This window comes from Natronospirillum operosum, from assembly GCF_004768465.1.
GTDB classification, from domain to species: domain Bacteria; phylum Pseudomonadota; class Gammaproteobacteria; order Pseudomonadales; family Natronospirillaceae; genus Natronospirillum; species Natronospirillum operosum.
In genome coordinates this window covers 698947-724554 of record NZ_SRMF01000001.1, presented here as the reverse complement: position 1 = coordinate 724554, position 25608 = coordinate 698947, and the positions used below count along the sequence as shown (strand labels likewise).

Below are 25608 nucleotides of genomic sequence, written 5' to 3'. Positions count from 1 at the left end.
CCCTGTTTGCAGGCGGGCCTCCTTTCCACTACCCATAACCCAATCGGTGAGCTGATGGGACCAAGGTGAGGCAACGATGAAGCTGGAGATTCCTGATGCAGTGGCTGATACTACCGGATTTGACGACAGCGAGATGCTGGAGTTTTTGTCGGTTTGCCTCTACAAGGCAAAGAAAATCAATGGCGTCCAGGGCGGGAAAATTCTTGGTACATCAGAAATCGAGTTCCATGGGTTGTTGGAAAAATACGGCCAATATGTGAACTACGGTATCGATGACTTTCAGGAAGAGATTGACAACTTGACGGACTTCTAAGGGCATTTTATGAACCTCGCCTGTCAGGTCTCTCTGCAAGCAACTCACACACAGCATCGAATACCTCTTCCTCGATCTCGGGCCGGGTCGGTTTTGACTTCATGGCATTGAGCTTGAATCTCAGCGGTGCAAGTACTGCAGGCCTCACCTGGTGCAGAAAGTGGGAGACAATCCAGTACTTCCACACCTCGTCGTCGCTATTGAGTATGTCCAGAGTCGGCTTCACCAGCTCCACGCCCATGGTAGACAGCCTAACCGAGACCGGGAAAGCAATCGGCCAATTGATGTCCTGCAGACATTCGAGCAGTTCAGTCAGATAGGGAGTCAGCTCTGCATCCGACGCCATCTGCAGATTGTCACAGGCCTCCAAGTCGCCCTTGTCTTTCGGGACCAGCCTCATGGCTGGTGGTTTTCCCTCGGCAGAATCAGGCATGTCATTCCTTGCCTGCAGGCTTGATCTTGCCTGCCAGCCACAGATGGTAGTGTCCTTTGGCATTGTCATTCACCACAACATCTGCACTTTCTGCCCAAACTGGGGTGTGGTTCCGGTTGAGCGGTGCAATTCTGCACTTGTTGCCATGCGCATCCGTGCAGTTGTCCTGGCCGATGAAATTGGGTGGTCTGTTCCAGGCGATGCCCTGATAATGAAACGAAGTGCTCCTCCTGGAGATTTCCACAATATCAATACAGACCTCTGAGGAGCCTTCGTACTGAATATATGCCAACAGCCTGCGATCAACTTCCTTGTTCATGACAGCTTCGCCTAGTTATTTCACAATACCCAACCAACTGCTGGATCAGTCAGCCACCTATCAGCTTTAACCCGCCGACACCCGCAACAATCAAACCCAGGCTGATCAGTCGCCCAGCAGACACTCGCTCGCGAAAAAATATCATACCAACAGCGGCAACCCCAACTGCACCGATACCCACCCAGACCGCATAGGCCGTGCCCACCGGCAGTTTCCGGAGCGCGCAGACCAGCCGCCAGCAGGATGGCCCAGGCTCGCGTTCGGCCCGGGCCTGCATGGCGGTCAACCTTACGCTCTCGCAGGTGGCCGGTCTCCTGACCGAAGGTCATGCCGTCACACCGCCGTCAACGGTGATGGCGGTACCCGTGATGTAAGCACCCCCGGGACCTGCCAGGTGGACAACCGTGGCGGCGATGTCGTTGGCAGTAGCGTAGCGGCCCAGAGCCGTCAACGCGCGTTCCTCATCGGCGCCATCACCGTCCGCCGGGTTCATTTCGGTATCCGTGGAACCCGGATGAACCACTGTAGCGGTAATACCTCGTGGACCCAGATCTCGAGCCAAACCCTTGGTGAAGCCGACCAGAGCCGATTTGCTCATGGCATACAGACTGATTCCCGGATAGGGGATCCGTTCCACCAGGCTGCTGCCGATACTGATGATGCGCCCGCCTTCACCAATGTGACGGAGAGCCGCCTGTACGGCGACGAATACCGAACGGGTATGGATAGCCATGGTGTTCTCGTAATCCTCGAGGGTAAACTCATCAATCATACCGTACGGAAATATCCCGGCATTGTTGACCAGAATATCCAGTCCACCCAGACGGGCAGCAGCCTGGTCGACCACCGAGGAGACCGACTCTGGGTCAGCCACGTCGGCGTAAAGCGCAAATGCCTTGCCCCCAGCCTCCTCGATAGAGCGGACGACTTTCCTGGCTTGTTCGGGGGACCTGTTGTAGGTAAGAGCGACTGCGGCACCCTCGGCTGCCGCACGCATGGCGATGGCCGCTCCGATCCCTCTGCTTCCGCCAGTGACCAGCACAGCTTTTCCTTCGAGTGAACTCATAATGTTTGCTCCTGAAAAATCAAGGTATTGAAACTCGGCCTCTTGCGGCTCGACAGAAGCAGCCTATTAGTTTCCCGAGTTGCCATAAACTATCCCCACGTAATAGGATCGTTTCCATGCAGAAACAATCAATACAGAAAATTCCACAGATATCGGATGGAGCAGTATTCTGCCGGGTGGTGGAGACGGGGAGTTTCACTGCGGCTGCCGATGCGCTCGAGCTATCAAAAGGGGCGGTCAGCAAATACATAAGCCGCCTTGAGAGCCGGCTGGGCGCTCGACTTCTGCACCGAACTACCCGTCGGCTGGCATTAACCGAAGCCGGCGATGCTTACTACAAGCGAGCTTCACGAGCGCTTTCTGAACTTCTGGAAGCGGAGCAGGAGGTGACGGAGCATGCGGACCGACCAGGGGGACGCCTTCGAATCAGTGCGCCACCCTTCTACGGCGCCGAAATCCTGTCGAGATACCTCGGTGAGTTCCGACGCAGTTACCCGGACATCAGCCTGGATCTCGACTTGAGCAACCGCATGGTAGACCTCGTTGAAGAGCGATTCGACGCTGTCATCCGCATATCAGCGCCAAGGGATTCCTCGTTGATAATGCGCAAACTGAAGGACATTTCCATGGTCACCTGTGCCTCCCCCGCCTACATCAGTCGCCACGGTAAGCCCCGCACACCCGATGCACTGCATGAACACGAATGCCTTGTTTACACTGGGAGCCCACGCGCACATGATTGGATTTATCTCGCCGATGATGGCAGCCGCTATGCAGTACGCGTGAGTAGCAGTATCCTGAGCAGCAACGACCACCTGTTGCGCCAGGCCGCCATCGATGGTCTGGGCATACTGCGCATGCCCAGACTGTTCCTGGAGGATGCAATTCGCCGCGAGGAACTGGTTCCCTTGTGGGAAGACAGCAACGCACCCAGCGCTGTGCTGGCCGTGCTCTATCCCTCTCGCCGCGAGCTCCCAGCGAAGGTGCAGGCATTCGTGAAGTTCATGCTGGACAAGAGCAAAGGGGCCTGAGCCCACCCCTTGAACTGTCAACTCCAGGAAACCATTACTCTGGTCCCGATATACTTTTCCTGCTCCAGCTCATCCAGGATGACATTGGCCAGGTCTCTTCTGGAAATTTCATAAGGGCCGGAAGAAAAGTGGCTGTTGCGCTCCAGTCGAACCTTATTCGTCTCGGGCTTGTCATTCAATTCGGTGGGCCTTATCACCGTCCATTTCATCTGACTGGTCGTAATAAGCTCCTCGGCAGATTTCAAATCCTCCAGGCTGTCTCTGAGCCACCATCGTATTACAGGCATCATGATCCGGGGACGTGTGGCTTCCAGCAAATACGAGCTGACGAACAGAAGTCGTCTGACATCTTCCGTTCTCATCTCGCTGATCACATTCCTGATCACTTCTGTGGCTTCTTTTGTTCTGCTTTTCGGGTTGGAGCCGACTATCGCAATCACGGCATCCTGCCCTGCGATGGCCTTGCTGACATCGGAGGCATCAAGACCATTCCCTGCCACAACATTGGCTAACCCCTGAATGCCTGCCAACTTCTGGGGGCGTCTCGAAAAGGCCGTAATCTCATGTCCGCGGCGAACGCCCTTTGCGACCAGGTGCAACCCTGTTGCACTGGTAGAACCGATGACTGCTATTTTCATGATTGCCTCCTTCTGATTGATGAACCCGGGGAGGCAGGCTATTACTTCAAGTTAGCTTAAAGTCAAGCATGTGGTGCTCAAAGTCGTGGTGGCACCAACAGAAGGATTGTTTGCTCAATCTGTTCCGGCTCTGTAATTTGTGCAGGGCGCAGGCCAGCATAAGACAGAGCAATGGAAATTGGTATTGATCTTGGCACCACTCACAGTGCGATTGCAGTTGTCCGCAACGGCCAGCCGGAGCTGATCCCCAATGCACTGGGTCACTGGCTGACACCCTCGGTGGTCGGTGTGGATGACAACGGAGAATTGCTGGTCGGTCAGACGGCCCGCGAACGTCTGATCAGTCATCCCAACCTCACCGTGCATGCCTTCAAAAGACTGATGGGCTCTGATCGGGAGTGGGTGCTTGGCGCCCATCGGTTTCGGGCTGAAGAGCTTTCATCTCTGGTGCTGGCCGCACTCAAGGCCGATGCGGAAGCGTTTCTGGGTACGACCGTGACCCAGGCGGTGATCAGTGTGCCGGCCTATTTCAATGAAGCCCAGCGCAGCGCCACCGTACATGCGGCCCAACTGGCCGGCCTGGAAGTCACCCGACTGATCAATGAGCCCACGGCAGCGGCACTGGTGTATGGTCTACACGATCGGCAGGACGACCATCGGTATCTGATTCTGGACTTGGGCGGCGGCACCTTTGATGTGACCCTGCTGGAATTCTTCGACGGCGTGTTTGAAGTACACGCCAGTGCCGGTGACAACCAGTTGGGTGGCGAGGATTTCACCCTGGCGGTCCGTGACTGGCTACGCGATGCCTGCAAGACAAAAAAAAGTACAAAAGCGCCGACAGACGCCCGCCTGTATCAACTGGCCGAACAGGCCAAGCGTGTGCTGACGCAGGAACAGTCAGTGCGCCTGACGGTCACACCTGAACTGACCCTCACGCTGACACGGGATGACTTTGACAGTCTGACCCAGCCCCTGTTGTTGCGCCTGCGCGAACCCATAATGAGCGGGCTTCAGGATGCAGGCCTGACTCCTGCCGCCTTCGATGATGTCGTGCTGGTCGGCGGCGCTACCCGCATGCCCGCCGTGCAGAAATTCATCGGACGGTTGTTCAGGCGCATTCCCCGTCAGACGCTTGACCCGGATACAGTGGTCGCCCTGGGCGCAGCCACTCAGGCCAGCATGCTGGCCCGCAACCAGGCACTGGAAGACATCGTCATGACCGATGTCATGCCCTATTCATTGGGTATCGCCGTGCACAATGCCCATCAGGTCACCAACAAACTGTTCGAGCCCATTATCGAGCGCAACCAGACGGTGCCGGTCAGTCGGGTGAAGACGTTCTTTCCGGTCCATGAAGATCAGCAAGAGATACTGGTTCAGGTCTATCAGGGGGAAAGCCGATATGTGCGTAACAACCTGTTTCTCGGAGATCTGCGCATACCCCTGCCGGAGGCCGGTCAGCAACGCAGTGTGGATATCCGCTTTACCTATGATACCAGCGGCCTGTTGGAAGTCATTGTGATCTCGGGCACGGCCCGGGAGCCAGTACACAGTGAACGGCTGATCATTGAACAACACCCCGGCCGCATGTCGCCGGGGGACATCGAGGCGGCACTGGCACGGCTTGCCACACTGAAGGTCCACCCCAGAGACAACCAGATCAACCGGGTGCTGCTGGCCCGGGCCGAGCGGCTTTACGAACAATCCCTCGGAGAATCCAGAGCTGCCCTGAGCAAACAGATGGACCATTTTCATCAGGTGCTGTCCTCACAGCAGGACGACATGATCACCCAGGGCCGCGAGGCTTTCCAACGCTGGCTGGACGAATTCGAAACAAGGCGGTGGCAATGAGTCGGTCAGACCCCTGGTGGCAGGTGCTGGACGTACCGCCCGATGCGGACAAGCGAACCATCAGGCAGGCCTACAGCCGCTTGATCAAGATTCATCGGCCGGACGACGCACCGGACACCTTCGCCCGCATCCGCGAGGCCTATGAAACCGCGCGCTCGACCGCAGTGCACAGACCTGATACACCGAAAACTCCGCTCAGCCGACAGCCTGCACGCGAGCCGGAGCCGCCCCAAACCGCCTCAGTGACCGACCCCACACCCGAGCCGGGTGATCTGACCGACGCCCTGACCGATCTGCTCAGTCTGCTGGAGGACTGGAAGCACAGCGGCTTTCGCGATGAAACCTGCCTGACTCAACTGGAAGCCCATCCTGCTCTGCTGGACCTCAACAATATAGCAGCGCTGCGCTACCCGATTCTGTCCTGGCTCTCAGACAATACGCTCAGCCGCCGAACGCTCACGGGCCCGAGCCTTACTGTGCCCAGCACCGATCTGGCCCGCCTGGACCGGCTGTTTGGCTGGCGACGGCTGGAACGGACCTACAGCGACGTACCGGACCAGGACTTCACCCTGGTCTTCTACGGCATACATCGGGGCCGCGGCAACACCTGCTACCAGCACCCACAGATTGACCGCATGATAGACAGCCGGCCGCGTATCCGATCCATATCGGCTGCCGGAGTCACCCTGATGTGCGTGGTGACTCTGCTGTTGCTGGTCAGCCTGTTTCAGCCGGGCGGCGCCATTGGAGCCATGTGGGTGATGCTGGGCATACTGGCACTGTTTACCTTTGGCGGCTACGGCGCCGACCGGCTGCGTGACAGCGGCCTGAACCGCCACCCTGTGGTGAGACGCTGGGTGGCTGTTCTGGACTGGACTTATTTCGGACTGCGCCATGTGCTGGTGCCGGTCACCGCACTGCTGATCATGGCAGGGCTGGTACTGGCGGGAAGCTGGTTTATCCTGTGGTCATTGCTGGAGGGGTACCAGACCGGGCTCAGCACAGACAGCATTCTTGCTCTGGTCATGGTCACACTCGCAGTCTCCGCCACCCTGTGGGCGGGCAAGCACTATGTCGTGCATGAACTGGAAGACACCCAGGTAGCCTGGTGGCGAACACTGAGGTACAACCGGTCATAGTTCCCCGGTTGCCAGGCTCAGGACTGCATGGTCAGTGTCAGGCCATAGCGGAAATCGCCCGGTTCGATTCGATACTCAGGGTGGACACTGGGGCTCCAGGAGTCATCACCGCCTACCCCCTGATGCCAACCGTCCAGACGCAGGTATAGCCCTGGCTGCGCCTCCAGGTCCACCGTGTGGCGAGCCGCCGTCAGATTGGCAAGGCTGAAACGACTGGCCACAAAGTGGAAGTGACCATTTACCGTCAGCCCACCTGCGGTCAGGGTGCGGGTATCACAGCGCAACCCATTGTCGGAAGGGAATATGTAATCCGTGTGCAGCTCGTCAGTGGGCAACTCGTATCGCCCCCTGTCGGCGGCCAGCAATCGATCCGGGTAATTCTCGTGCGGTCCGCGCCCGTACCAGACAATCTGCGCCGGCACATCAGCAAGCCCCAGCTCAATACCCACACGCGGCAGGGGCGGCAGGCCCGATGACGCTGACAGGGTGATGTCCAGTTCGACCCGGCCGTTCTGATCGATACTGAACAACCACCGTGATCGTGCCACGGTCAAGCCATCGTGAGCATGGCTCTGACGGGTTTCGATCACCAGGTGATCTGCAGCGTCCCAGACAGCCAGCCCCTCGGCCACGCGCTGCAATCGATCCAACCCGGCCGCCGTCCAGCGGGCACTCCAGGCATTGGGATCGATCCGGGTCGATTCACTGACACCGATATCATTGTCCAGCGGCGCTCGCCAGAGGTTGTCGACCGGCGCCTGGAACAACCGATCCTGCCCTTGAACCAACCATTGGCTCAGGGTTGCCGAGGCCCGATCAAACACCAGGGTCTGTGACCCACAGGTGACCCGAATGGCCTCCGGCGTGTCAGACCATTCCGGCATCCCGGCATATACAGCGGGGGCCGGCAACGCTGTTGCCCTGGGCAACTCGATCTGAGCCTGCGCACTGATGTGCCCAGCCTCCGACCAGGAGGTGGCCTGCGGTTGGACAACCCTCAGGTTCAACTGGCGGTCAACGCCAGGTTTGGGCGCCTCCAGCCTATCGGTCAGCGTCAGGGTCTGTGTTTCTCCCGGGGCCAGAATTAAATCCTGTTCACCTGAGCACAGGGTATGGCCGTCATCGGTCACCGACCACAGCAAACGTTCATTATCCGTGATGCGGAACAGGTACTCACTGGTTACCGATACGGCCACGCCGGATTCGGTGTCCGCCTGATCAAATTGCAGAAACTGCTGCGCCCGTTTGGCTTCCAGCAGAGACGGGTGAGGCGTGCGGTCCGGAAACAGCAGACCATTGATGCAGAACTGGCGGTCATTGGGCGTATCGCCAAAGTCACCGCCGTAAGCCCAGTAACTGCGCCCCTGCTCATCCGTACAGGTCAGCCCCTGGTCCACCCAGTCCCAGATAAAGCCACCCTGCAGACGCGGGTACTGGCGGAACGCCTGCCAGTAATCGGCAAAGTTGCCCAGGCTGTTGCCCATGGCATGGGCGTACTCACAAAGAATCAGCGGCCGATGCTCCCCTGGCAGCCCAATCCATTTCCTGATGGACCATTTGGGCACAGATACTGGCTGCGTGATGTCAGTATCCAGCCGCGCGTACATGGGGCAGATAATGTCGGTGGCCGCCGAATCGGCACCGCCGCCTTCATATTGCACCGGGCGACTGGGGTCGGTCTGCTTCACCCACTGGTACAGCGCATGATGGTTGCTGCCCAGGCCGGATTCATTGCCCAGTGACCAGATGATCACACTGGGGTGATTGCGATCCCGCTGGATCAGGCGTGTTACGCGCTCGCTGTAAGCCTGAAACCAGGCGGCATCGTCAGACAACTGAGACGACGGGTCGCAACCGTGGGTTTCAATATTGGCTTCGTCCACCACATACAGACCATAACGATCGCAGAAATCATAAAAAGCCGGATGGTTGGGATAGTGGGCGGTACGCACGGCATTGAAGTTGTACTGTTTCATCAGCCGCACATCTTCTTCCATATCGTCCAGCGTCACCGCATGGCCGCGCTCGGGATGATGCTCATGGCGGTTGACGCCTCGTATCAATACCGGTTTTCCATTCACCCGCAACAGGCCATCACGGATATCGACCTGGCGAAAACCCACGGCATACGCCTCGCAGTCCAGTGTCTGGCCATCCGCATCGACGAGCCTGACAACCGCCCGGTACAGATAGGGATCTTCTGCCGACCACTGACGAGGCGCTTCTACCGGCAAACGAGCATATGCCCGATCACGAAAACCGCCGCGCTCGTCCACTTCCCGGTTGCCTGGCCAAGCCGATACAGGCTCGCCCACCAGGCGATCCTCGGCATCGTACAGCTGCATTTCAACCCGGATTTCCGGGTCAGACACTCGAGCCATCAGAGCCAGTTCACCGTCACGGTAGTCCGCATCCAGGCTGGACGTCAGAGCCACATCCTCAAGACGCCGGTCGGGCTTGAACAGCAGGAAGACGTCCCGAAAGACGCCACTGAGCCACCACATATCCTGATCTTCCAGCCAGGAACCATCGGACCAGCGTATGACCATAACGGATATCCGATTGTCGCCCTTTGTCACATAATCCGACAGATCAAACTCAGCCGGCAGACGACTGTCCTGGCTGTAGCCTACCCAGTGGCCGTTGCACCACAGATGAAAGGCGGAATTCACACCCTCGAACACCACCCGTACCTGTGCCTTCAGTTCTTCACGAGACAGGGAAAACTCACACTGATAGCAACCCGTGGGGTTTTCCTCGGGCACCCTGGGTGGCGTATTGGGGAAGGGGTACTGCACATTGGTATAGATGGGCCGATCATGGCCCTGGCACTGCCAATTGGAGGGCACGGGTATACAGCCATCGCCGACCCAGCCCGGCTGTTCAATAAAATCGGTCTGCACGGATTCGGGCCGGTCGACCAGGGAGAACGCCCAGTCGCCGTTCAAAAGCCGACGCCTGCTGTCCGTGCCGGCGCGCGCTGCCTGCACACTGGGATAGCTGAACAGCGGGCTGTGCGCCGGCATCCGGTTTACCTGAACCACCGCCGGGTTTTCCCAATCGCGCCGGGCAATGATGTGTGCCAGATCTGACATGTCTTCGGCTCCTCTGTTATTCGTAGCCCGGTTGGCAGGCAACCTGGGGCGCCCTTTTTGGAAACGTTTTCAATGACTGCATCCAGTCTAACCAAGAATCGCCAGCCCGTCACCCGTGAGGCTCACCAAGCCAAAGAGCACTGGCCCAGGGCGCGTTTCGGCGCCCCGCCATACTACATACAACCCAAACTCGGGCGATTTCCCTTGATTTGGCCCACGCAGGGATTTACAGCCCGATATCAAGACATTACTATTCATCTACTGAGAAAACGTTTGCAAACTTGAGTTTCGCAAGCGTGGCTGACAAAAACAACATCAGGAGACACACCTTGAAAACCGGGCGACAATATTCGTTGCTGGCGCCAGCATTGTTCCTGCTGCCCGCAGCCGTCATGTTCATCATCTATGTGCTCTACCCTATCGTCCAAAGCATGTCTCTCAGTTTCTATTCGTGGGACGGCATCAGCCCGGACAAGACCTTCATCGGGCTGGACAACTATCGTGAGCTGATGGACGACGAGCGCTTCTGGACCTCGCTGTTCAACAATGCGCGCTGGCTCGTGCTCTTCATGCTGGCCCCGGTGTTCGGACTGGCACTGGCGCTCTTTCTGAATCAGACCGTGTTCGGCATCCGGGTCATCAAGTCTCTGTTCTTCTTTCCGTTTGTCATTTCCCAGGTTGTTGTCGGCCTGGTATTCACCTGGTTCTATGACCCCAGCTTCGGCCTACTGAATGACATACTCGGCTTCTTCGGCATCAGAGGCATCAACGTTCTGGGTGACGAGAATCTGGCCACCTACGGCATTATCGCTGCCGGCCTGTGGCCGCAAATTGCCTACTGCATGATTCTCTACCTTACCGGCCTGAACAATCTTGATCAGGAGCAGCTCGAAGCAGCCCGCATGGATGGTGCGCAGAAACTGACCATGCTGACCAGGATTGTTCTGCCGCAGTTGCGCCCCGCCACCTTCATCGCCGTCGTAGTGACCGTCATCGGCTCACTGCGCAGCTTCGACCTGATAGCCACCATGACCGGCGGCGGCCCCTATGGTAGCACCAACGTGCTGGCCCACTTCATGTATCAACAGAGCATATTCAGCTATCGCGCCGGTTACGGGGCGGCGATAGCCGTAGTGCTCTTCGCCATCATGATGATCTATATCGCCTTTTTCCTGTGGCGCATGCTGCGGACGGAGAAATAGCCATGTTCCCTACTGATATTCGAACCAGATCTCCCTTTGCCCAGGGCTCCTACCGTGTCGCACTGCTGGTTGCACTGGCCCTCTGGCTGCTGCCCCTGGCCGCCGTCATGATGACCTCGGTGCGCGGCATGGCCGATATCAATGCAGGCAACTACTGGGGTCTGCCCAGCCAGTGGATGCTGGTGGAAAACTACACAGAGGTATTCCGGCGCACCCGCATGGCGCAATACCTCTGGAATTCGGTCATGATCACCGTGCCAGCCATGGCCGGCGCAGTGGCCCTGTCGGCGCTGGCCGGGTACGCCCTCGCCAAATACAGTTTTCGGGGCAACCTTGTGGTGTTTGCCATCTTTATTGCCGGCAACTTTGTTCCCTTTCAGATTCTGATGATCCCCGTACGTGACCTCACCATCAGTACCGGCCTGTACGACACCATTGCCGGGCTGGTGCTGTTCCATATCGCCTTTCAGACCGGTTTTTGCACCCTGTTCATGCGCAATTTCATGATGGCCGTGCCCGACGAGATCATCGAGTCGGCTCGCATGGAAGGCGCCGGCGAGCTGAGAATATTCCTGACTGTTGTCCTGCCCCTGCTGCGCCCTGCCCTGGCGGCGCTTGCGGTACTGGTGTTCACCTTTATATGGAATGACTACTTCTGGGCCCTGATACTGGTGCAAAGTGATACTGCACGACCAGTAACGGCCGGCCTGGCTGCCCTCAGCGGTCAGTGGATTTCATCCTGGCAATTGATTTCTGCCGGCAGCATCGTGGCTGCTCTGCCACCAGTGTTCCTCTTCTTCCTGATGCAGAGACACTTCATTGCCGGACTGACGATGGGCGCCACCAAGGGATGACACATACACCGATGCGGTTCAGGCCCCCTCTCGCTCGCACAGGCGAAGCAGGCATCTGAACCGCCGTCAGTTGCACTGCCAAAAAGTTTCATGAAAACGTTGCCAAACGTATTTTGCAGCGCTATTGTTTTAGCGAGATGTTGAAAAAAAGACAATAACAAGACAGGACGTCAGCAACCTGAAAACTGCCCTCCCTGAATTGGGAGATCACCAACCAGGCTAGCAAACGTTTTCAAACCACACCCTGACAAGAGGGCATCTACTATGAGAAAAACAATAGGCATAATTGCCGCCGCCATCGGGGCCAGTTCTCTGGCATTCAGCGGTGCCTTGGCCAGCACTCTGGTTATCAACTCCAACCAGTCGGACCCGGCACCCAGAGAAGCATTCAACAACCTGGTTGATCGCTTCCAGGAAGAGAACCCGGATATCAATGTCGTTTTCAATGAATACGACCACGAGGGATACAAAACAGTCATCCGCAACTGGCTGGTGACCAATCCGCCTGATGTGGCATTCTGGTTTGCCGGTGACCGCATGCGCTTCTTTGTTGATCGTGGCCTTTTTGAGGACGTATCCGACATCTGGGATGAGCACAACCTGCACGAGCACATGGCCTCCACTCGCGAGTCCATGTCAGTGGACGGTGCTCAGTACGGCGTACCCTGGTCCTACTACCAGTGGGGTTTCTATTACAACAAGGACGTGTTCGATGAACACGGCTTGAGTGAGCCGGAAACCTGGGAAGAGTTCCTTGAACTGGGCGAAACACTCAAGGAAAACGGCGTAACTCCGGTGACCATTGGCACACGTTTCCTGTGGACCGCTGCCGGCTGGTTTGACTACCTCAACCTGCGTCTCAATGGGCTGGATTATCACATCGGCCTGATGGATGGTGAAATTCCCTACACCGACGACGGCGTACGCAATGTCTTCGAGCACTGGGGCGAGCTGGTTGAGCGCGATTTCTTTATCGCCAACCATGCATCCTATTCCTGGCAGGAAGCACAGCCGTTTCTGTACAACGGCCAGGCGGCAATGTACCTGATGGGTAACTTCATCACGCCAAACTTCCCGGAAGACGGCAACTTCGGCTTTTTCCGCTTCCCGCAGATGAACCCGGACATCGGCATGTATGAGGACGCCCCCACCGATACACTGCACATCCCGGCCCGCGCGAACAACAAGGAAGACGCCCGCCGCTTCCTGTCGTTCATTGCCCAGCCAGAAATTCAGACCGAACTGAACCGGGCGCTGAACCAACTGCCGCCCCACAGCCAGGCTGAAGTCGCCGACGACCCCTTCCTGCGCGCCGGCCTGGAAACGCTGAGCAGTGCAGATGGCACCGCCCAGTTCTATGACCGGGATACCATACCCGACATGCACTCGGTGGGTATGGAGGCCTTCCAGGAGTTCATGGTCAACCCGGATCGTCTGGAGCAGATTCTGCAGCGCCTGGAACGCACTCGCGAACGTGCATTCCGCTGAGTTCAACGCTCAAATGATTGATTGGAGGGGGTGCTCAGGCACCCCATTTTTATGGGCACAATGCCATCTAATGGCACGCACAAAGCGGAAAAGGTTTTCAACTGGAAAGCCGCCCATGCTCTGGATGCCATGGTGAGTGACGCCGCCTGACCGACCCTGGCAGTCAGCCAACCCCAGTGGGTACAGAGACGCCTGAGGCTTCGCTAGCGCTGAGTGCGTACCGAATTGCGCACCACCAGGCGCGGGTTGAACTTGAGCTGCTCCGGCTTCAGTTCAGGCTTGTTATCCAGTATCTGTAATGCGAGCCGGGCAGCCGTGCGGCCCATTTCCTCAATGGGATAATGGATGGTAGTCAGGCGCGGCCGCAGGTACTTGGTGATAACCACGTCATCGAAGCCCACAATAGATACATCATTGGGAATCTCAAAACCGCTGTCGAGCAGCAAGCCGATGGCACCCGCCGCCATCACATCGTTATAGGCCATGACGGCAGTAAAATCCTGATGCGTCTCCAGCAAATGACTCATGGCCTCATTGCCGCCATCCTCATTGGGAAAAGCACTGACCACATAGGCTTCGTCATAGGTAACGTCGAATTCTTCCAGCGCCTTGCGATAGCCTGACAGACGCTCGCTCACATCGGCCACATGGTCAAGATTCGAGCGTATAAAGGCGATTTTTCGATGGCCGCGGCCCAGCAGATGCCGGGTCGCCAGGTAGGCCCCGTGCACATTGTCCAGATAGATACTCCGGTGCTCGAACCCGGGCACCAGACGGTTTACAAAAATCACCGGTGTCGACCCCTTGGCCACGGCCTGCAGCCGCTCGTCACTGAGCCCCTTGGCGTGAATGATCAGAGCATCACACTGGCGTTGTTGCAGAGCGCTGAGTGCCGCTTCCTCGCGCTCAGCGTCATTGAAACCGGACATCATCATCAGGCTGCGACCGCCTTCAACAGCGACCTGGTCAGCTCCGGACATCAATTGAGAGAAAAACGGAGAACCCAGTTCGCCCACCATCAAGCCAATGGTGTTGGAGCGCCGATTGACCAGTGCCCGGGCCAGGCTGTTCGGCTGATAGTTCAGTGTATCCAACGCTTCCAGCACCGCTTTGCGCTTCTCCGGCGCCACGCGTGCTGAGCCATTGACCACCCGGGACACGGTAGACACCGATACCTGCGCAGCACGGGCCACATCTTTTATATTTGCCAAGGAACACCGATCTCTATTCTGTGAGTAAGGAACTGAGCATTTCAGTTTAGTAGGCAAATGTTTTCACAGCAATAGCTGGAATATTCAGGCAACAACTCAACCAGTACCTGGAAATCCTGAACCATAGCACTACCAGCAATCTTGAAAACGTTTTCTAAGTCATCCATAATTCATCCGTACTACAAATACACAATACCCGTACCAAAGGCTCGTCATGGCAACAACCCAATTCTCTTTCAGCGACCACCCCCATCGGCGTTACAACCCGCTGACCGGCGACTGGGTACTGGTGTCCCCGCACCGGGCCAAACGGCCCTGGCAGGGCATGACGGAAGACAGTCACTGGGAAGACAGCCCGTCTTATGACCCCCACTGCTACCTCTGTCCGGGCAACACTCGCGCTAATGGTATGACGAACAAGTCCTACACCGAGACCTTTGTCTTTGACAATGATTTCGCAGCCCTCACCGCTGATACGCCAGCAGCGTCTTCTGATGACCCCCTGTTCCAGTTCGCCTCGGAATCCGGTACTTGTCGGGTAATCTGCTTCTCCGCCGACCACAGCAAGACTCTGCCCTTGCTGAACCAGCAGGAGATGTACGCCGTGGTCCGTACCTGGTGCGAACAGCTCGAAGAGCTGGGCGCCCGGTACCCCTGGGTGCAAATATTCGAGAACAAGGGCGCCATGATAGGGTGCTCCAACCCCCACCCACACGGTCAGATCTGGGCCCAGCCTCACCTGCCTGCCCTGGTCGCTCGTGAGCACGCTCATCAGACAGAATATCTGCAGACTCACAAAAAACCGATGCTGCTGGACTACGTAACCCGAGAACTGACAAAAGAAGAACGCCTTGTCGACCAAAGTGAACACTGGGTCGCACTGGTGCCCTACTGGGCCGCCTGGCCCTTTGAAACCCTGCTGCTGCCGCGTGCCCATCGCCCCCGGCTGACGGACCTGTCTGATGCCGAGAAAGCCGATCTGGCGACCATTCTGCAACGGCTTGCCACCCGCTATGACAATCTGTTTCAGTGCTCTTTCCCCTACTCCATGGGCTGGCACGGTGCACCCTTTGATCAGAGCGACCCCGCTCCCTGGCAAGTTCATGCCCATTACTTTCCACCGCTTCTGCGCAGCGCCAGTGTGCGCAAGTTCATGGTGGGCTATGAAATGATGGCCGAAAGTCAGCGCGACATTACGCCAGAGCAAGCAGCCCAACAGTTGCGAGATCAGCCCACGCAGCACTTTCGCACCACAACCGCTCTTTAAACCGACAGTATTCAGGAATCAGTGCCCATGAGCCCTACGTCTTCATCGTTTGCCCGAGCGGCTTTTACCCAAGCCTTCGGCCATGCGCCCACTGGCGTTGCATTCGCACCCGGACGGGTCAACCTGATAGGCGAACATACCGATTACAATCAGGGCTTTGTGCTGCCCGCAGCCATTGATCCGGGCACCTGGGTGGCCTTTCGACAGACCGGAGACGAACCCACGCTGACCGTAGTGGCGCAGGACTTTGACCAGCAATGCGTCTCTGTACCCCTGCAGGCCAGACAGAGCCCGGACGCCGAAGCACCCTGGTCAGACTATCTGCGGGGCGTCATCGTGGAACTGAAGAAACGTGGTTACCAACTGGCGCCCGGTGAGCTGCTGATCACGGGCAACATACCCTCCGGGGCCGGGCTGAGCAGTTCGGCCAGCCTGGAACTGGCGCTGATTCGGGCCCTGCTGGCCATGAGCGGTGAGTCGATAGAACCCACCGATGCCGCCCTGGTGGGCCAGACCGCCGAGAATGACTTCGTGGGCTGCGCCTGCGGCATCATGGACCAATTGATATCGGCTCGAGGCAAGCGCAATCAGGCCTTGCTCATTGATTGCCGTGACCTGAGTTCGCAGACCGTTGCCATGCCCGCGGACTGGCGCATACTGATCGTACACAGCGGGGTACGCCGCGGCCTGGTGGACAGTGAATACAACCAGCGGCGCCAGCAGTGCGAAGCAGCAGCAGCGCATTTCGGGCTGGACAGCCTGCGCGACCTGAAGCTCGCCACCCTGAACGAGGCCAGGGCCGACTTGCCGGAGCAGGTGTACCGCCGTGCCCGCCATGTACTGACGGAAAACGCGCGCACGGTAAAAGCGGCAGCCGCCATGAAGGAAGGCAAGCTGGACCGCCTGATCAAAGCCATGCTGGACTCCCATGCCTCCATGCGCGATGACTTCGCCATCACCACGCCGGAGATCGACACCCTGGTCCAACTGATCGAACAGGCCGGGCAAGGCCAGGCCGGAGCCCGCATGACCGGCGGCGGCTTTGGCGGCTGCGTTATCGCCATAGCACCCAGCGCGGTGATTCCGCAACTGATCACCGCCGTGGAAGCCGACTACGAACGCCTTACCGGCTGCCACCCGCTGATCATCGAGGTCTCTGCCAGTGCCGGGGCCTTCAGCACCCCCATTTCCTATGCCGAATCATCAGCAGGAGCACCGACATGAGTTCAATCCACTATCATCACCTGCACAGCGTGCGCAGCAGTCTCGTTCTCTCCTGCCCGGACGACGGACTGCCTGCCATCATATACTGGGGTGCGAAACTGCCAGAGCACACCGATACGCAGGCGCTCGGACTGCTGCACAGCAAACCGGCCCACGGGGGCACGCTGGACAATCACCCGCCGCTGAGTCTGGTGCCGGAAGCCGGACGCGGTTTTCTCGGCGCCGCCGGGCTGGAAGGTCAGGCCGACCGCAAGCACTGGGCCGGTCAGTTGCAGACGCAGGCAATTTCACAGCCGAACCCCGGCACCCTGATCTGTGACGCCCGGGACCCGGTCAGCGGACTGGCCCTGAATCTCACACTGACGCTGGACGGCGCCACAGACGTGCTCTGTGCACGGGGCACCCTGACCAACCGGGGCGACTCGACCTTCATGCTGGACCGTCTCGGGCTTTCTTTCCCACTGCCGGCCCGGGCCGATGAATTGATGACCTTCCACGGGCGCTGGATTCAGGAATTTCTCACCGAGCGCAAAGCCTGGCCCAAAGACAGACTGGTGCGCGAGAACCGCCGCGGTCGCACCTCGCACGACAGCTTCCCAGGCATCATTGCCGGCGTGCCCGGTTTTCAGGAAACCCGGGGGGAAGTCTGGGGGCTGCACCTGGCCTGGAGTGGCAACCATCAGTTGGTGGCCGAAAAAACATCCCTCGGCGAACGGCACATTCAACTGGGAGAGTGGTTCTACCCTGGCGAAATTGCCCTGGCTCCGGGAGACAGTTATCAGACACCGGAGGTCATCGGCACCTGGTCGGACCAGGGTCTTAACGGCCTGTCACAAGGTTTTCACCAGTATGTGCGCCAGCAGATACTGGCTCCGGAGATCGGTCAGAAGCCCAGACCCGTGCATTTGAATACCTGGGAAGGCATCTATTTCGACCACCAGCCGGAACAGCTCAAGGCCATGGTACGCGAGGCTGCAGCCGTGGGCGTGGAACGCTTCATTCTGGATGATGGTTGGTTCGGCAAACGCGACGACGACACCTCGGGCCTGGGCGACTGGTTTGTCGACGAAAGCAAGCATCCGGGTGGTCTGGGTTACCTCGTCGATGCCGTAACGCAAGCGGGCATGGAATTCGGGCTCTGGTTCGAGCCGGAAATGGTCAACGCCGATTCTGACCTGTACCGCGCGCATCCGGACTGGGTGCTGGCCGTATCCGGCTATGATCAGCCTCTGGGCCGCCATCAGTACGTGCTGAACCTGTCCCGGCCCGAAGTCAGTGACTATCTCTTTGAGCGTCTGGACAACCTGTTGCGCACCTATGACATTCGCTACATCAAATGGGACATGAACCGGGATCTCACACAGCCCGGCAATGCAGCAGGTCAGGCCAGCGCCCACACCCAGACCCTGGCGGTGTACGCACTATTGGCGCGGGTACGCACCGCGCATCCCGAGGTAGAGATTGAAAGCTGCGCCTCCGGTGGCGGACGTGTGGACATGGGCATTCTCAGGCACACGCAACGGGTCTGGACCTCGGACTGCATCGATGCCCTGGAACGCCAGCGCATGCAGCGCTCGTTTTCCTACTTTTTCCCGCCGGAAATCAATGGCTCACACATCAGTGCCAACCCCAACCACACCACCGGGCGCCGTCACAGCCTGGGGTTCCGCCTGATTACTGCGCTGTTCGGGCATATGGGGCTGGAGCTGGATGTGGTCTCCATGACCGCAGCCGAGAAGGCTCAGACCCGGGAACTGGTGGACATCTACAAGCGCCACCGGACCCTCCTGCACAGCGGCCATACTACACGCCTGGATACCGCCGACGAGGCGCTGCAGGCCTATGGCGTCGTGGCCGCTGACCGCTCGAAGGCCCTGTTCGCCGCCGCCACTCTGGCCCTGCCGAAACAGATGCTGCTGCCGCCCCTGCAACTGAGCGGCCTGGACTCCGACCGCCTGTACCAGTTGAAACTCTGGCTGCCCCCAGAGGCCGCCGGCCCCAGCCCTGCGCCCTCTGTGTTGCAAGCCCAGCGTGGCGGCACATTCTCCGGCGCTCTGCTGATGCAGGCCGGCCTGCAACTCCCGGTGCTGAACCCTGAGGCGGCCCTGCTGCTGGAACTGGAAGCTAGAGACTGAAGGCAGTTGTAGCTGTGGACCAACCAGCTCGGTAATTTCGGCATCAACATCACGTGTTGACATCGTGAGCGACTCCGGTAGCAGGTACTCAATGCTCTCAAGAAACACTCGATACCGTGCAGGGTCGCTCATGACAGTCTCACTCTTTCATTGATTTCAGGCAGTCTTCAGCTCCGGCGCGTCAACGTCCAGCGTGGTGGCTCGACGCAACTCCCGGGCCTGAGAGAAATCGAATCTGCGCCCACGGTGCAGGGTGCAACGATTGTCCCAAAACACAATATCGTGCTCGCGCCAGTGGTGGCGATACACGAATTCACGCTGAGTGGCATGCTCCAGCAAATCCTGAACCAGCATGCGGCCTTCCGGAAGCGTCCAGCCCTTTATCTCTGAAATATGGCTGCTGACGAACAGTGCCTTTCGACCGGAACCAGGGTGCACTCGCACCAGCGGCCAGGTGGCCGGAGGAATGGCCGCCTTCTGTTCTTCCGTGTAATCCGTATCTCCCAGCATAAAACGAGAGTGCAGTGCATAGTGTTCAGCTTCCAGGGTGGCGATCTCGTCCTTCACCTTGTCCGGCAAGGCATCATAAGCCGCGCGCAGATCACAGTACTCGGTGTTCCCGCCATCAACAGGCACGCGCACCGCAGACAGCATCGAATACTTCGCTGCGGGCTTTTGAAAAGAGCTGTCGGTATGCCACATTTGGTTGGCAATGTTGCTGACCACTTTCTTGCTGGTGCGATCCACCAGACCGCCCTCATCCGCTACGTTGGACATGTCCGCCAATTCAAAGTGTTCCAGACGCTGCGGCTGACCCTTCTTGATCTTCTTGAGGCCCAGGTCCAGTGGCCCGAACGCCTTCGCCAGGTTGAGCTGCTCGGTTTCGGTCAAGGGCTGGTCCCGGAATACCAAGACACTGTATTCATCCATTGCTGCGTCTATAGCATCAACAGTGGCCTGGTCAGGCGGCTTGCTCAGGTCCACGCCCGATGCCTCGCCGGCAAACAAGGGATGCAGCTGTTCTACTTTTAAACTCATAATTGTGTCCTCTTTTGTAGTCATTAGAGCGGCTCTCTCGTCACCTCCCCATTTAATTTTTGTTCAGCGAACACTGGCCTGCTGTTGCACTCTCGCTTCAGCCTGTTCTCGCAACTGTCGCCGCTGGTCCAACTCTGCCTGCGGTATGCGAACAAACCGGCGCAGGAGAAGAATGGCGACCACAATGCCTCCGCCAATCAACGAGGAGGTCCATTCCGGAAAGCCGATCATCAGACCTGAAATAATGACTAACGGTCTTGCCCAACCCCGCAGGCGACCGTATTTCATCAAATAACCCTCGGAGCCACCGGCGATCAGAATGATCGCGACGATATTCAATGACAGCCAGATCGCGGTCAGGTGGAGCGGCCCCTGGAAGATCAGTGCCGGCTCGAACAGGAAGAAAATCGGAATGAAATACAACACGATACCGAGACGGGCGGCATGCAGACTCGTTTTCATCGGGTCCGAATCACTGATCCGTGAAGCCAGAAATGCTGCCAGCGCCACTGGCGGTGTAATGGCCGCCAGGGTAGCGTAGTAAGCGATGAACAGGTGAACCGCCAGAGTGTTCAGGTTACCGATCTGCTCCAGCGCAGGGGCCATGGTTAGAGCCAGCATCAGATAGGCGGCTACAATCATACCGAGCATCCCGAAAATGATGCAGACACCGATGCCGATCGCCAGAACCATGATCAGGCTGTCCCCACCCATGCGAACCAGGTCCGCAGAGATTGATGGCGCGACCCCAGTGGCCATCAAACCACCCAGAATGAATGAGGTGGGAATCAGAAGGCCCATGGTCTGGCTAAGCAACTTCCCGATCTGAAACGTAATGTCGCCAATGCGATCAAACTTTATCATCAGATCACGCTTCAGGAAGGTCAATGCGATCAACAAACCAGATGCGTAGAAGGGCGTCAGACGCTCCCAACGCATGAACACAAGGCCCCAGACCAGAAAGGCGACAACTACAAGGAACGGCCAGCCGTCTTTCAGCGTTTGCCAGAGTGAGGGCAACTCTTCACGCGGCATGCCTTTCAACTCTGCCTTGGCAGCATAACCATCAACATGACAGTAAAGGCCAAAGAAATAGAGCGCGCTTGGGATGATGGCCGCAACGACGATCACGGCATACTCAGTATTGGTGAAGTCTGCCATGATAAAAGCCACCGCGCCCATGACAGGCGGCATCAGCATGCCACCAGTAGAGGCGCAGGCCTCCAGAGCCCCCGCGTAGTAGCCGGGAAACTTGCCTTTCTTCATCGCCGGAATGGTGACCGAGCCGGTGCTCACCACATTGCCAAAAATGCTGCCGCTGAGGCTGCCGAAAAACCCGCTGGCCAGAACGCTGACCTTGGCCGCGCCGCCGCGTGCGTGGCCCATCAAGGACATGGCCAGTTTGAGAAAGAAATCGGCGGCGCCTGTAGCAACCAGCAGAGCCGCAAGAATCAGGAAGCCGATTATCACTTCACCCACTACCCGGGTGACAACGCCAAGCATGCCGTCCCCGGAATACACGTTGAACGCTATGGTCCGCTCGATACTCGTAGGTGGTCCCCAGAAGATACCCGGCATATGTTCCGCGAATACCGGATACAATCCCAAAAACACAACGATGCCGAGGAAAATCAGCCCACCGGACCTGCGCGCCGCCTCAAGCACCAGCAAGAAGACCGCCACCGCTACGTAGAGCTGCCAGGGTTCACTGGCGGGTACCCAGGACTGATAAACCAGATCCCGACCCTTGCTGGCCAGAAACAACATCACCAGAAATATGGCAATGGCCGGCAAATAGCTCAGGAAGCCAACACGTTGCTCTCTTTTGTAGGCAGGTGACAGCAGATAAACCAACGGAAGGTACATTGCCATCAACAGGAAGTAGTAAGTCAGGTCCAGCAGAGGATATAAACCAAAAATATAGGTAACCGCTATACCAACACCACCTATGGATAAGGCAAGCGTTATCCACCGAACCCAAACAGGCATGGTCTTGAAACGATCCAGTGTGCGGTCCTTGATTTCCTCAGGCACTCCACCTGAGGCCATAATCGGACCGTTTGGGACTCGAGAAGTCATAACAGTTCACTCCACCCAGACAGCATTGACCGTCTGCCAACAGAAATGACGCGGCCTTTGTCATTATTATGCAATGGCCGGGGCAGCCATTCGGGCTGCCCCGGGCGCCAGCGTTCAGTCCAGGTTCATGACCATCAAACCAAAGGGTTCAGCGTGTCCATTCTCTGCTCTGTGGCTCTCCCAGAACTCGCGCCACTCGGCATTGTCAGACTGAGTGGAAATACCCTGTTCAGTCGCCATATCCAATGCTTCTCGATACAGACGCTCCCGCTCCTGTGCCAGATCGACCAATTGGTCCTGGCGCCGCTGAAACTCATCTGTCCAATGACCCAACTCTTCCAGGTACCGGATAGCGCCTTCATGCAGAGGTTGGAGGGCACCTATCTCGAGGAACTGAACCAGGTTTTCGATCGTCATCATGTGGGCGTGGGTAAACGCGTCTTCATACTCACTGTGATTCTCATCCATCCACCTGATGAGCTGATAAACAAACTCTTCATCTTCGTCACCACGGACGTGGTTGGCCTGAAAAGCGTGATCCATATTGACTCCATGGGCGGTACTGACACCTGCTTCCGTGGACCGCGCTATGTAGCCATTGTGAATCTGTCTGAAGCGTGCCATGGCCTCCGGGTCTGCATCTTCCTCGGGCAGTTCAAGCCAGCGAATACTGTTAGGGCCTGCTTCTGCTTCATAGGTAGGCCCGGACAACGGGGATGTGAACGTCACATCCGCGCGCCCTTCAACCACTACTGAAGTGTTGGCACCGAAGTTGCCGGTTTCAACCAGCCTTACATCATCGTGATCAAGCTCCAGATACTCGAGCAACGCATCAATGCCCGCCAACAGAAACGACGAGGACGATGTGTACGCGATGCGGGTGCCAGGCCCAATGTCATGAATGGATTCGATATCCGAGTCACCACGTACCATGTAACCCCAGGGAGTAACCATATTGACGTTGAGTAACCGTGTATCGGCAGGACCTGCTGTACGCGACGCAAAACCTTCAGTGGCATCCATCTGATCAAAGTAATCAGACGCCTGTACCATGTAGAGTCTGCCTTCTCCCGTTTCCAGCCAGCTGGCACGGGAATAACCATTGGGCGATGGCAGAACCCGTGCACGAGAACTTGTCTCGGCAGAGAATTCAGAAGCCCAGGCCACAGACAGGGAATGGTTGGCTGTGCCAACGATGGGCGTGATGATATTAAAGTAGGCTGGCCACTCGAAGTGTTCTTCAGCGATGGCCGATGTACCAGCGCTACCCAGCAGCAGCCCTGCCCCCAGTGCCACACTGGCTACCAGACTGCGCCCCGGAAAGTGTTTATTAATTACTGGCTTAGTTGTCATTTTATTTCCCCCTTTAGTACGTCTTTGATTCGACGTATTGCACAATTTGTTTTTGTTTTCCGCTTTAAGCGCCTACACAACCCCCACTCAGGCTCGATGAAGGCCCTGAATCGACATCTTCTTTTGAATCCAGCTATTCACAGTCATTTCGGTCCTATACGCCGGCTAAATTCCTGGAAACCCGGACCTCACCCGCATTCGCGTCAACCTCCACCCAATCACCCGTGGTAATGACCGTCAGCGGATCCTGGTCAAAATCTGTCATCGCGGGGACTCTGGTTACGACGGCGCCCAGCGCCATCTTGGTTGTCATTCGAGTAAACAGCATGGCGCATGGCGCAACACCGTTCAGGCGAGTCATATGGAAGAACGCCGACCAACCCGAAGACCCCTTGGCACCAGGAAACACGAGAACCTTGTTGGCGAAGGATTGGCCACGGAGCTCGTGTCGGCGCTCAATGACTGTTCCCTCACGCTCATTAATTCCGCCCCAACCCGATATGGTTTCCTGGGTAACCAGTGCCTCTCCGGCGGCATACCCGGCGACGACGCACCGGCCCTTGATAACGATCACTTCGGTTGCATTGGCTGTCATGGTCATACCTCCGCGTTCCACTGCCCCGTCAGCGCCGCATCAATGCAGTGCTGCACGGACCCGAACCACCCCTGCACGTTGGCAATGGCGGGCAGATAGTGCGCCTGCTTTGCCGAATCAGTGGCAATAACACGGACACCTTCGGGCATGCGCCTGGAAATCGCCGGGCAGGTATCACTCATCACCGCACCACCGGCCTGCGTAATCACGTCGCAGTAGCCGCTGCGTTCCGCTACCTGCTTGATCGCTCGGGGGGTATGAACCCAAAGGGCCACATCCGGATGAATTTTCTTGCCACGCAGGAGTTGAGCGATCAGCGCCATCTGCTCGATGGAGTTATGCGGACACCCCAGCATGATGAAATCGACCTTGCGATCAGTGGCACTTTGCAGGCTTTCGAAGGTCGCGCGTCGTTCGGCTGCGCCATAATGGAGGTGCTGCACGGGCCGACCGGGGCCGAAGGCTTCTTCTACCGTCCGCGCTTCCGGCGTCACCCCGGGAATGTGATACATTTCAACACCACCCGAGGACGCGGCGGCGGCGCCAAAATGCTTCAACTTGATAAGATCTGGCTGGTGGCTGAGCCCCTCTATAACCGGGCGATCTTCTTCCACCTGTTCGCCTATGAAATAGCCCAGCAGCCCCCAGTCCATCATGTCCTCCACCGCTGTTTCCAGCGTGATGAGGTGGGTGCCAAAACGATTTTCGGTCAGATGATAGCCCCAATAGGGAATGCGGCCGGTCAGCGCAGCAGCACCGGTGCTTTCCTTGCCCTCAACATTGGTGCGGGCACCCAGTACCGAGTTGCAGTAAATGACTGCAGACGATTCCATCCAGGCGCAGTGCTCACCCTGCACGGGAACATTGCCGACCTGATAGGGTGTGCAGGTCGCGAACATGTTCACACCACGCTCCCCCAGGTAGCGTTCCGACGCGCGTTGCTGTTCTACCATCTCGCGACTGGCGCCCTGAAGCTCCCAGTTATCGTTGTCGATACCGGTAATCAATTGACAGGTATTGGCCTCCACATGAGGCACATCAACCACCTCATCACTGTCGAGGTTCAGCTCCGAATACACGGCGTCAAACCCCTTCTCGACAATATGCCTGGTGGAGGGTGAGGACGCGTTGAAAGCTCCAGCGACATTATTGGTTTCAATCAACCGCTCGGCCCCAACCGCCTCGCCATAGCGAATCAACAGATCCATGGCCTGGGCCTTGGCCCGACCATTCATGCCATCCCGCAAGGACTTTTCGTAATCTGTAAGCTGCAT

The 25608-nt window shown here is 57.7% G+C and carries 22 protein-coding genes; 10 read left to right on the top strand and 12 right to left on the bottom strand.

The features are described from left to right. Nucleotides 1-76: 76 nt before the first annotated feature. Nucleotides 77-313, top strand: coding sequence for a UPF0175 family protein (locus E4656_RS03390; protein WP_135481183.1), 237 nt, complete (start codon nucleotides 77-79; stop codon nucleotides 311-313). 7 nt (nucleotides 314-320) lie between these two features. On the opposite strand, the gene E4656_RS03385 is transcribed toward E4656_RS03390, so the two are convergent. The 4 genes from E4656_RS03385 to E4656_RS03370 are packed head-to-tail and all read right to left on the bottom strand — an operon-like array spanning nucleotide 321 to nucleotide 2131. Further along, nucleotides 321-746 carry a DUF5071 domain-containing protein gene (locus E4656_RS03385; RefSeq protein WP_167855912.1) on the bottom strand — a complete coding sequence of 142 codons (426 nt, stop codon included), beginning with the start codon at nucleotides 744-746 and terminating at the stop codon, nucleotides 321-323. A gap of 1 nt (nucleotide 747) precedes the next feature. Continuing rightward, entirely contained in the window at nucleotides 748-1065 is a 318-nt protein-coding gene (locus tag E4656_RS03380) for a hypothetical protein (RefSeq protein ID WP_135481179.1), read from the bottom strand. 49 nt (nucleotides 1066-1114) lie between these two features. Then, nucleotides 1115-1342 carry a DMT family transporter gene (locus E4656_RS03375; protein WP_135482236.1) on the bottom strand — a complete coding sequence of 76 codons (228 nt, stop codon included), beginning with the start codon at nucleotides 1340-1342 and terminating at the stop codon, nucleotides 1115-1117. A 48-nt stretch (nucleotides 1343-1390) separates the two neighbouring features. Further along, complete coding sequence (locus E4656_RS03370) at nucleotides 1391-2131, bottom strand: SDR family NAD(P)-dependent oxidoreductase (protein ID WP_135481177.1); 741 nt, start codon at nucleotides 2129-2131, stop codon at nucleotides 1391-1393. A gap of 116 nt (nucleotides 2132-2247) precedes the next feature. On the opposite strand from E4656_RS03370, the gene E4656_RS03365 reads away from it, so the two are divergent. Continuing rightward, a complete protein-coding gene (locus E4656_RS03365) occupies nucleotides 2248-3162 on the top strand; it encodes a LysR family transcriptional regulator (RefSeq protein WP_135481175.1) in 915 nt (304 codons plus the stop codon). 17 nt (nucleotides 3163-3179) lie between these two features. On the opposite strand, the gene E4656_RS03360 is transcribed toward E4656_RS03365, so the two are convergent. Next, nucleotides 3180-3800, bottom strand: coding sequence for an NAD(P)-dependent oxidoreductase (locus E4656_RS03360; protein WP_135481174.1), 621 nt, complete (start codon nucleotides 3798-3800; stop codon nucleotides 3180-3182). 171 nt (nucleotides 3801-3971) lie between these two features. Here E4656_RS03360 and E4656_RS03355 point away from each other — a divergent pair, with 171 nt between their 5' ends. After that, nucleotides 3972-5654 carry an Hsp70 family protein gene (locus tag E4656_RS03355; RefSeq protein ID WP_135481172.1) on the top strand — a complete coding sequence of 561 codons (1683 nt, stop codon included), beginning with the start codon at nucleotides 3972-3974 and terminating at the stop codon, nucleotides 5652-5654. Next, nucleotides 5651-6793, top strand: a complete 1143-nt coding sequence (locus E4656_RS03350) for a J domain-containing protein (protein ID WP_135481170.1) — start codon at nucleotides 5651-5653, stop codon at nucleotides 6791-6793. The genes E4656_RS03355 and E4656_RS03350 overlap by 4 nt, the downstream gene beginning before the upstream one ends. Nucleotides 6794-6810: 17 nt before the next feature. Here the strand turns inward: E4656_RS03350 and E4656_RS03345 are convergent, their stop codons facing one another. Further along, nucleotides 6811-9888, bottom strand: coding sequence for a beta-galactosidase (locus E4656_RS03345; protein ID WP_135481169.1), 3078 nt, complete (start codon nucleotides 9886-9888; stop codon nucleotides 6811-6813). A gap of 329 nt (nucleotides 9889-10217) precedes the next feature. Here E4656_RS03345 and E4656_RS03340 point away from each other — a divergent pair, with 329 nt between their 5' ends. The 3 genes from E4656_RS03340 to E4656_RS03330 all read left to right on the top strand — a co-directional run bounded on the left by E4656_RS03340 (nucleotide 10218) and on the right by E4656_RS03330 (nucleotide 13432). Continuing rightward, the gene (locus tag E4656_RS03340; protein ID WP_240753887.1) at nucleotides 10218-11090 is read left to right on the top strand and encodes a carbohydrate ABC transporter permease; all 873 of its coding nucleotides are present in this window, start codon (nucleotides 10218-10220) and stop codon (nucleotides 11088-11090) included. Nucleotides 11091-11092: 2 nt separating this feature from the next. Continuing rightward, nucleotides 11093-11944: a carbohydrate ABC transporter permease gene (locus tag E4656_RS03335; RefSeq protein WP_135481167.1), complete on the top strand. Its 852-nt coding sequence runs from the start codon at nucleotides 11093-11095 to the stop codon at nucleotides 11942-11944. 264 nt (nucleotides 11945-12208) lie between these two features. Next, on the top strand, nucleotides 12209-13432 hold the full coding sequence (locus E4656_RS03330; protein WP_135481166.1) for an ABC transporter substrate-binding protein: 1224 nt from the start codon (nucleotides 12209-12211) through the stop codon (nucleotides 13430-13432). Nucleotides 13433-13635: 203 nt separating this feature from the next. Here the strand turns inward: E4656_RS03330 and E4656_RS03325 are convergent, their stop codons facing one another. Continuing rightward, complete coding sequence (locus E4656_RS03325) at nucleotides 13636-14643, bottom strand: LacI family DNA-binding transcriptional regulator (protein WP_135481164.1); 1008 nt, start codon at nucleotides 14641-14643, stop codon at nucleotides 13636-13638. Between the two features lie 214 nt (nucleotides 14644-14857). On the opposite strand from E4656_RS03325, the gene E4656_RS03320 reads away from it, so the two are divergent. From E4656_RS03320 to E4656_RS03310, 3 genes are read left to right on the top strand one after another with little or no spacing between them, the layout of a single operon-like run. Beyond that, nucleotides 14858-15910 carry a UDP-glucose--hexose-1-phosphate uridylyltransferase gene (locus E4656_RS03320; RefSeq protein ID WP_135481163.1) on the top strand — a complete coding sequence of 351 codons (1053 nt, stop codon included), beginning with the start codon at nucleotides 14858-14860 and terminating at the stop codon, nucleotides 15908-15910. Nucleotides 15911-15937: 27 nt separating this feature from the next. Beyond that, complete coding sequence (gene galK, locus E4656_RS03315) at nucleotides 15938-17134, top strand: galactokinase (RefSeq protein ID WP_135481161.1); 1197 nt, start codon at nucleotides 15938-15940, stop codon at nucleotides 17132-17134. Then, nucleotides 17131-19269 carry an alpha-galactosidase gene (locus E4656_RS03310; RefSeq protein WP_135481159.1) on the top strand — a complete coding sequence of 713 codons (2139 nt, stop codon included), beginning with the start codon at nucleotides 17131-17133 and terminating at the stop codon, nucleotides 19267-19269. Before galK ends, E4656_RS03310 begins: the two co-directional genes overlap by 4 nt. Nucleotides 19270-19425: 156 nt before the next feature. Here the strand turns inward: E4656_RS03310 and E4656_RS03305 are convergent, their stop codons facing one another. The 5 genes from E4656_RS03305 to E4656_RS03285 form a co-directional block, all read right to left on the bottom strand. Beyond that, nucleotides 19426-20331, bottom strand: coding sequence for a TauD/TfdA dioxygenase family protein (locus tag E4656_RS03305; RefSeq protein WP_276605963.1), 906 nt, complete (start codon nucleotides 20329-20331; stop codon nucleotides 19426-19428). Between the two features lie 39 nt (nucleotides 20332-20370). Further along, complete coding sequence (locus tag E4656_RS03300; protein WP_135481158.1) at nucleotides 20371-22386, bottom strand: TRAP transporter permease; 2016 nt, start codon at nucleotides 22384-22386, stop codon at nucleotides 20371-20373. Nucleotides 22387-22500: 114 nt separating this feature from the next. Continuing rightward, nucleotides 22501-23739: a TAXI family TRAP transporter solute-binding subunit gene (locus tag E4656_RS03295; RefSeq protein WP_135481156.1), complete on the bottom strand. Its 1239-nt coding sequence runs from the start codon at nucleotides 23737-23739 to the stop codon at nucleotides 22501-22503. A gap of 154 nt (nucleotides 23740-23893) precedes the next feature. Then, nucleotides 23894-24334, bottom strand: a complete 441-nt coding sequence (locus E4656_RS03290; RefSeq protein ID WP_135481154.1) for an aconitase X swivel domain-containing protein — start codon at nucleotides 24332-24334, stop codon at nucleotides 23894-23896. Between the two features lie 2 nt (nucleotides 24335-24336). Beyond that, nucleotides 24337-25608, bottom strand: coding sequence for an aconitase X (locus E4656_RS03285; protein WP_135481152.1), 1272 nt, complete (start codon nucleotides 25606-25608; stop codon nucleotides 24337-24339).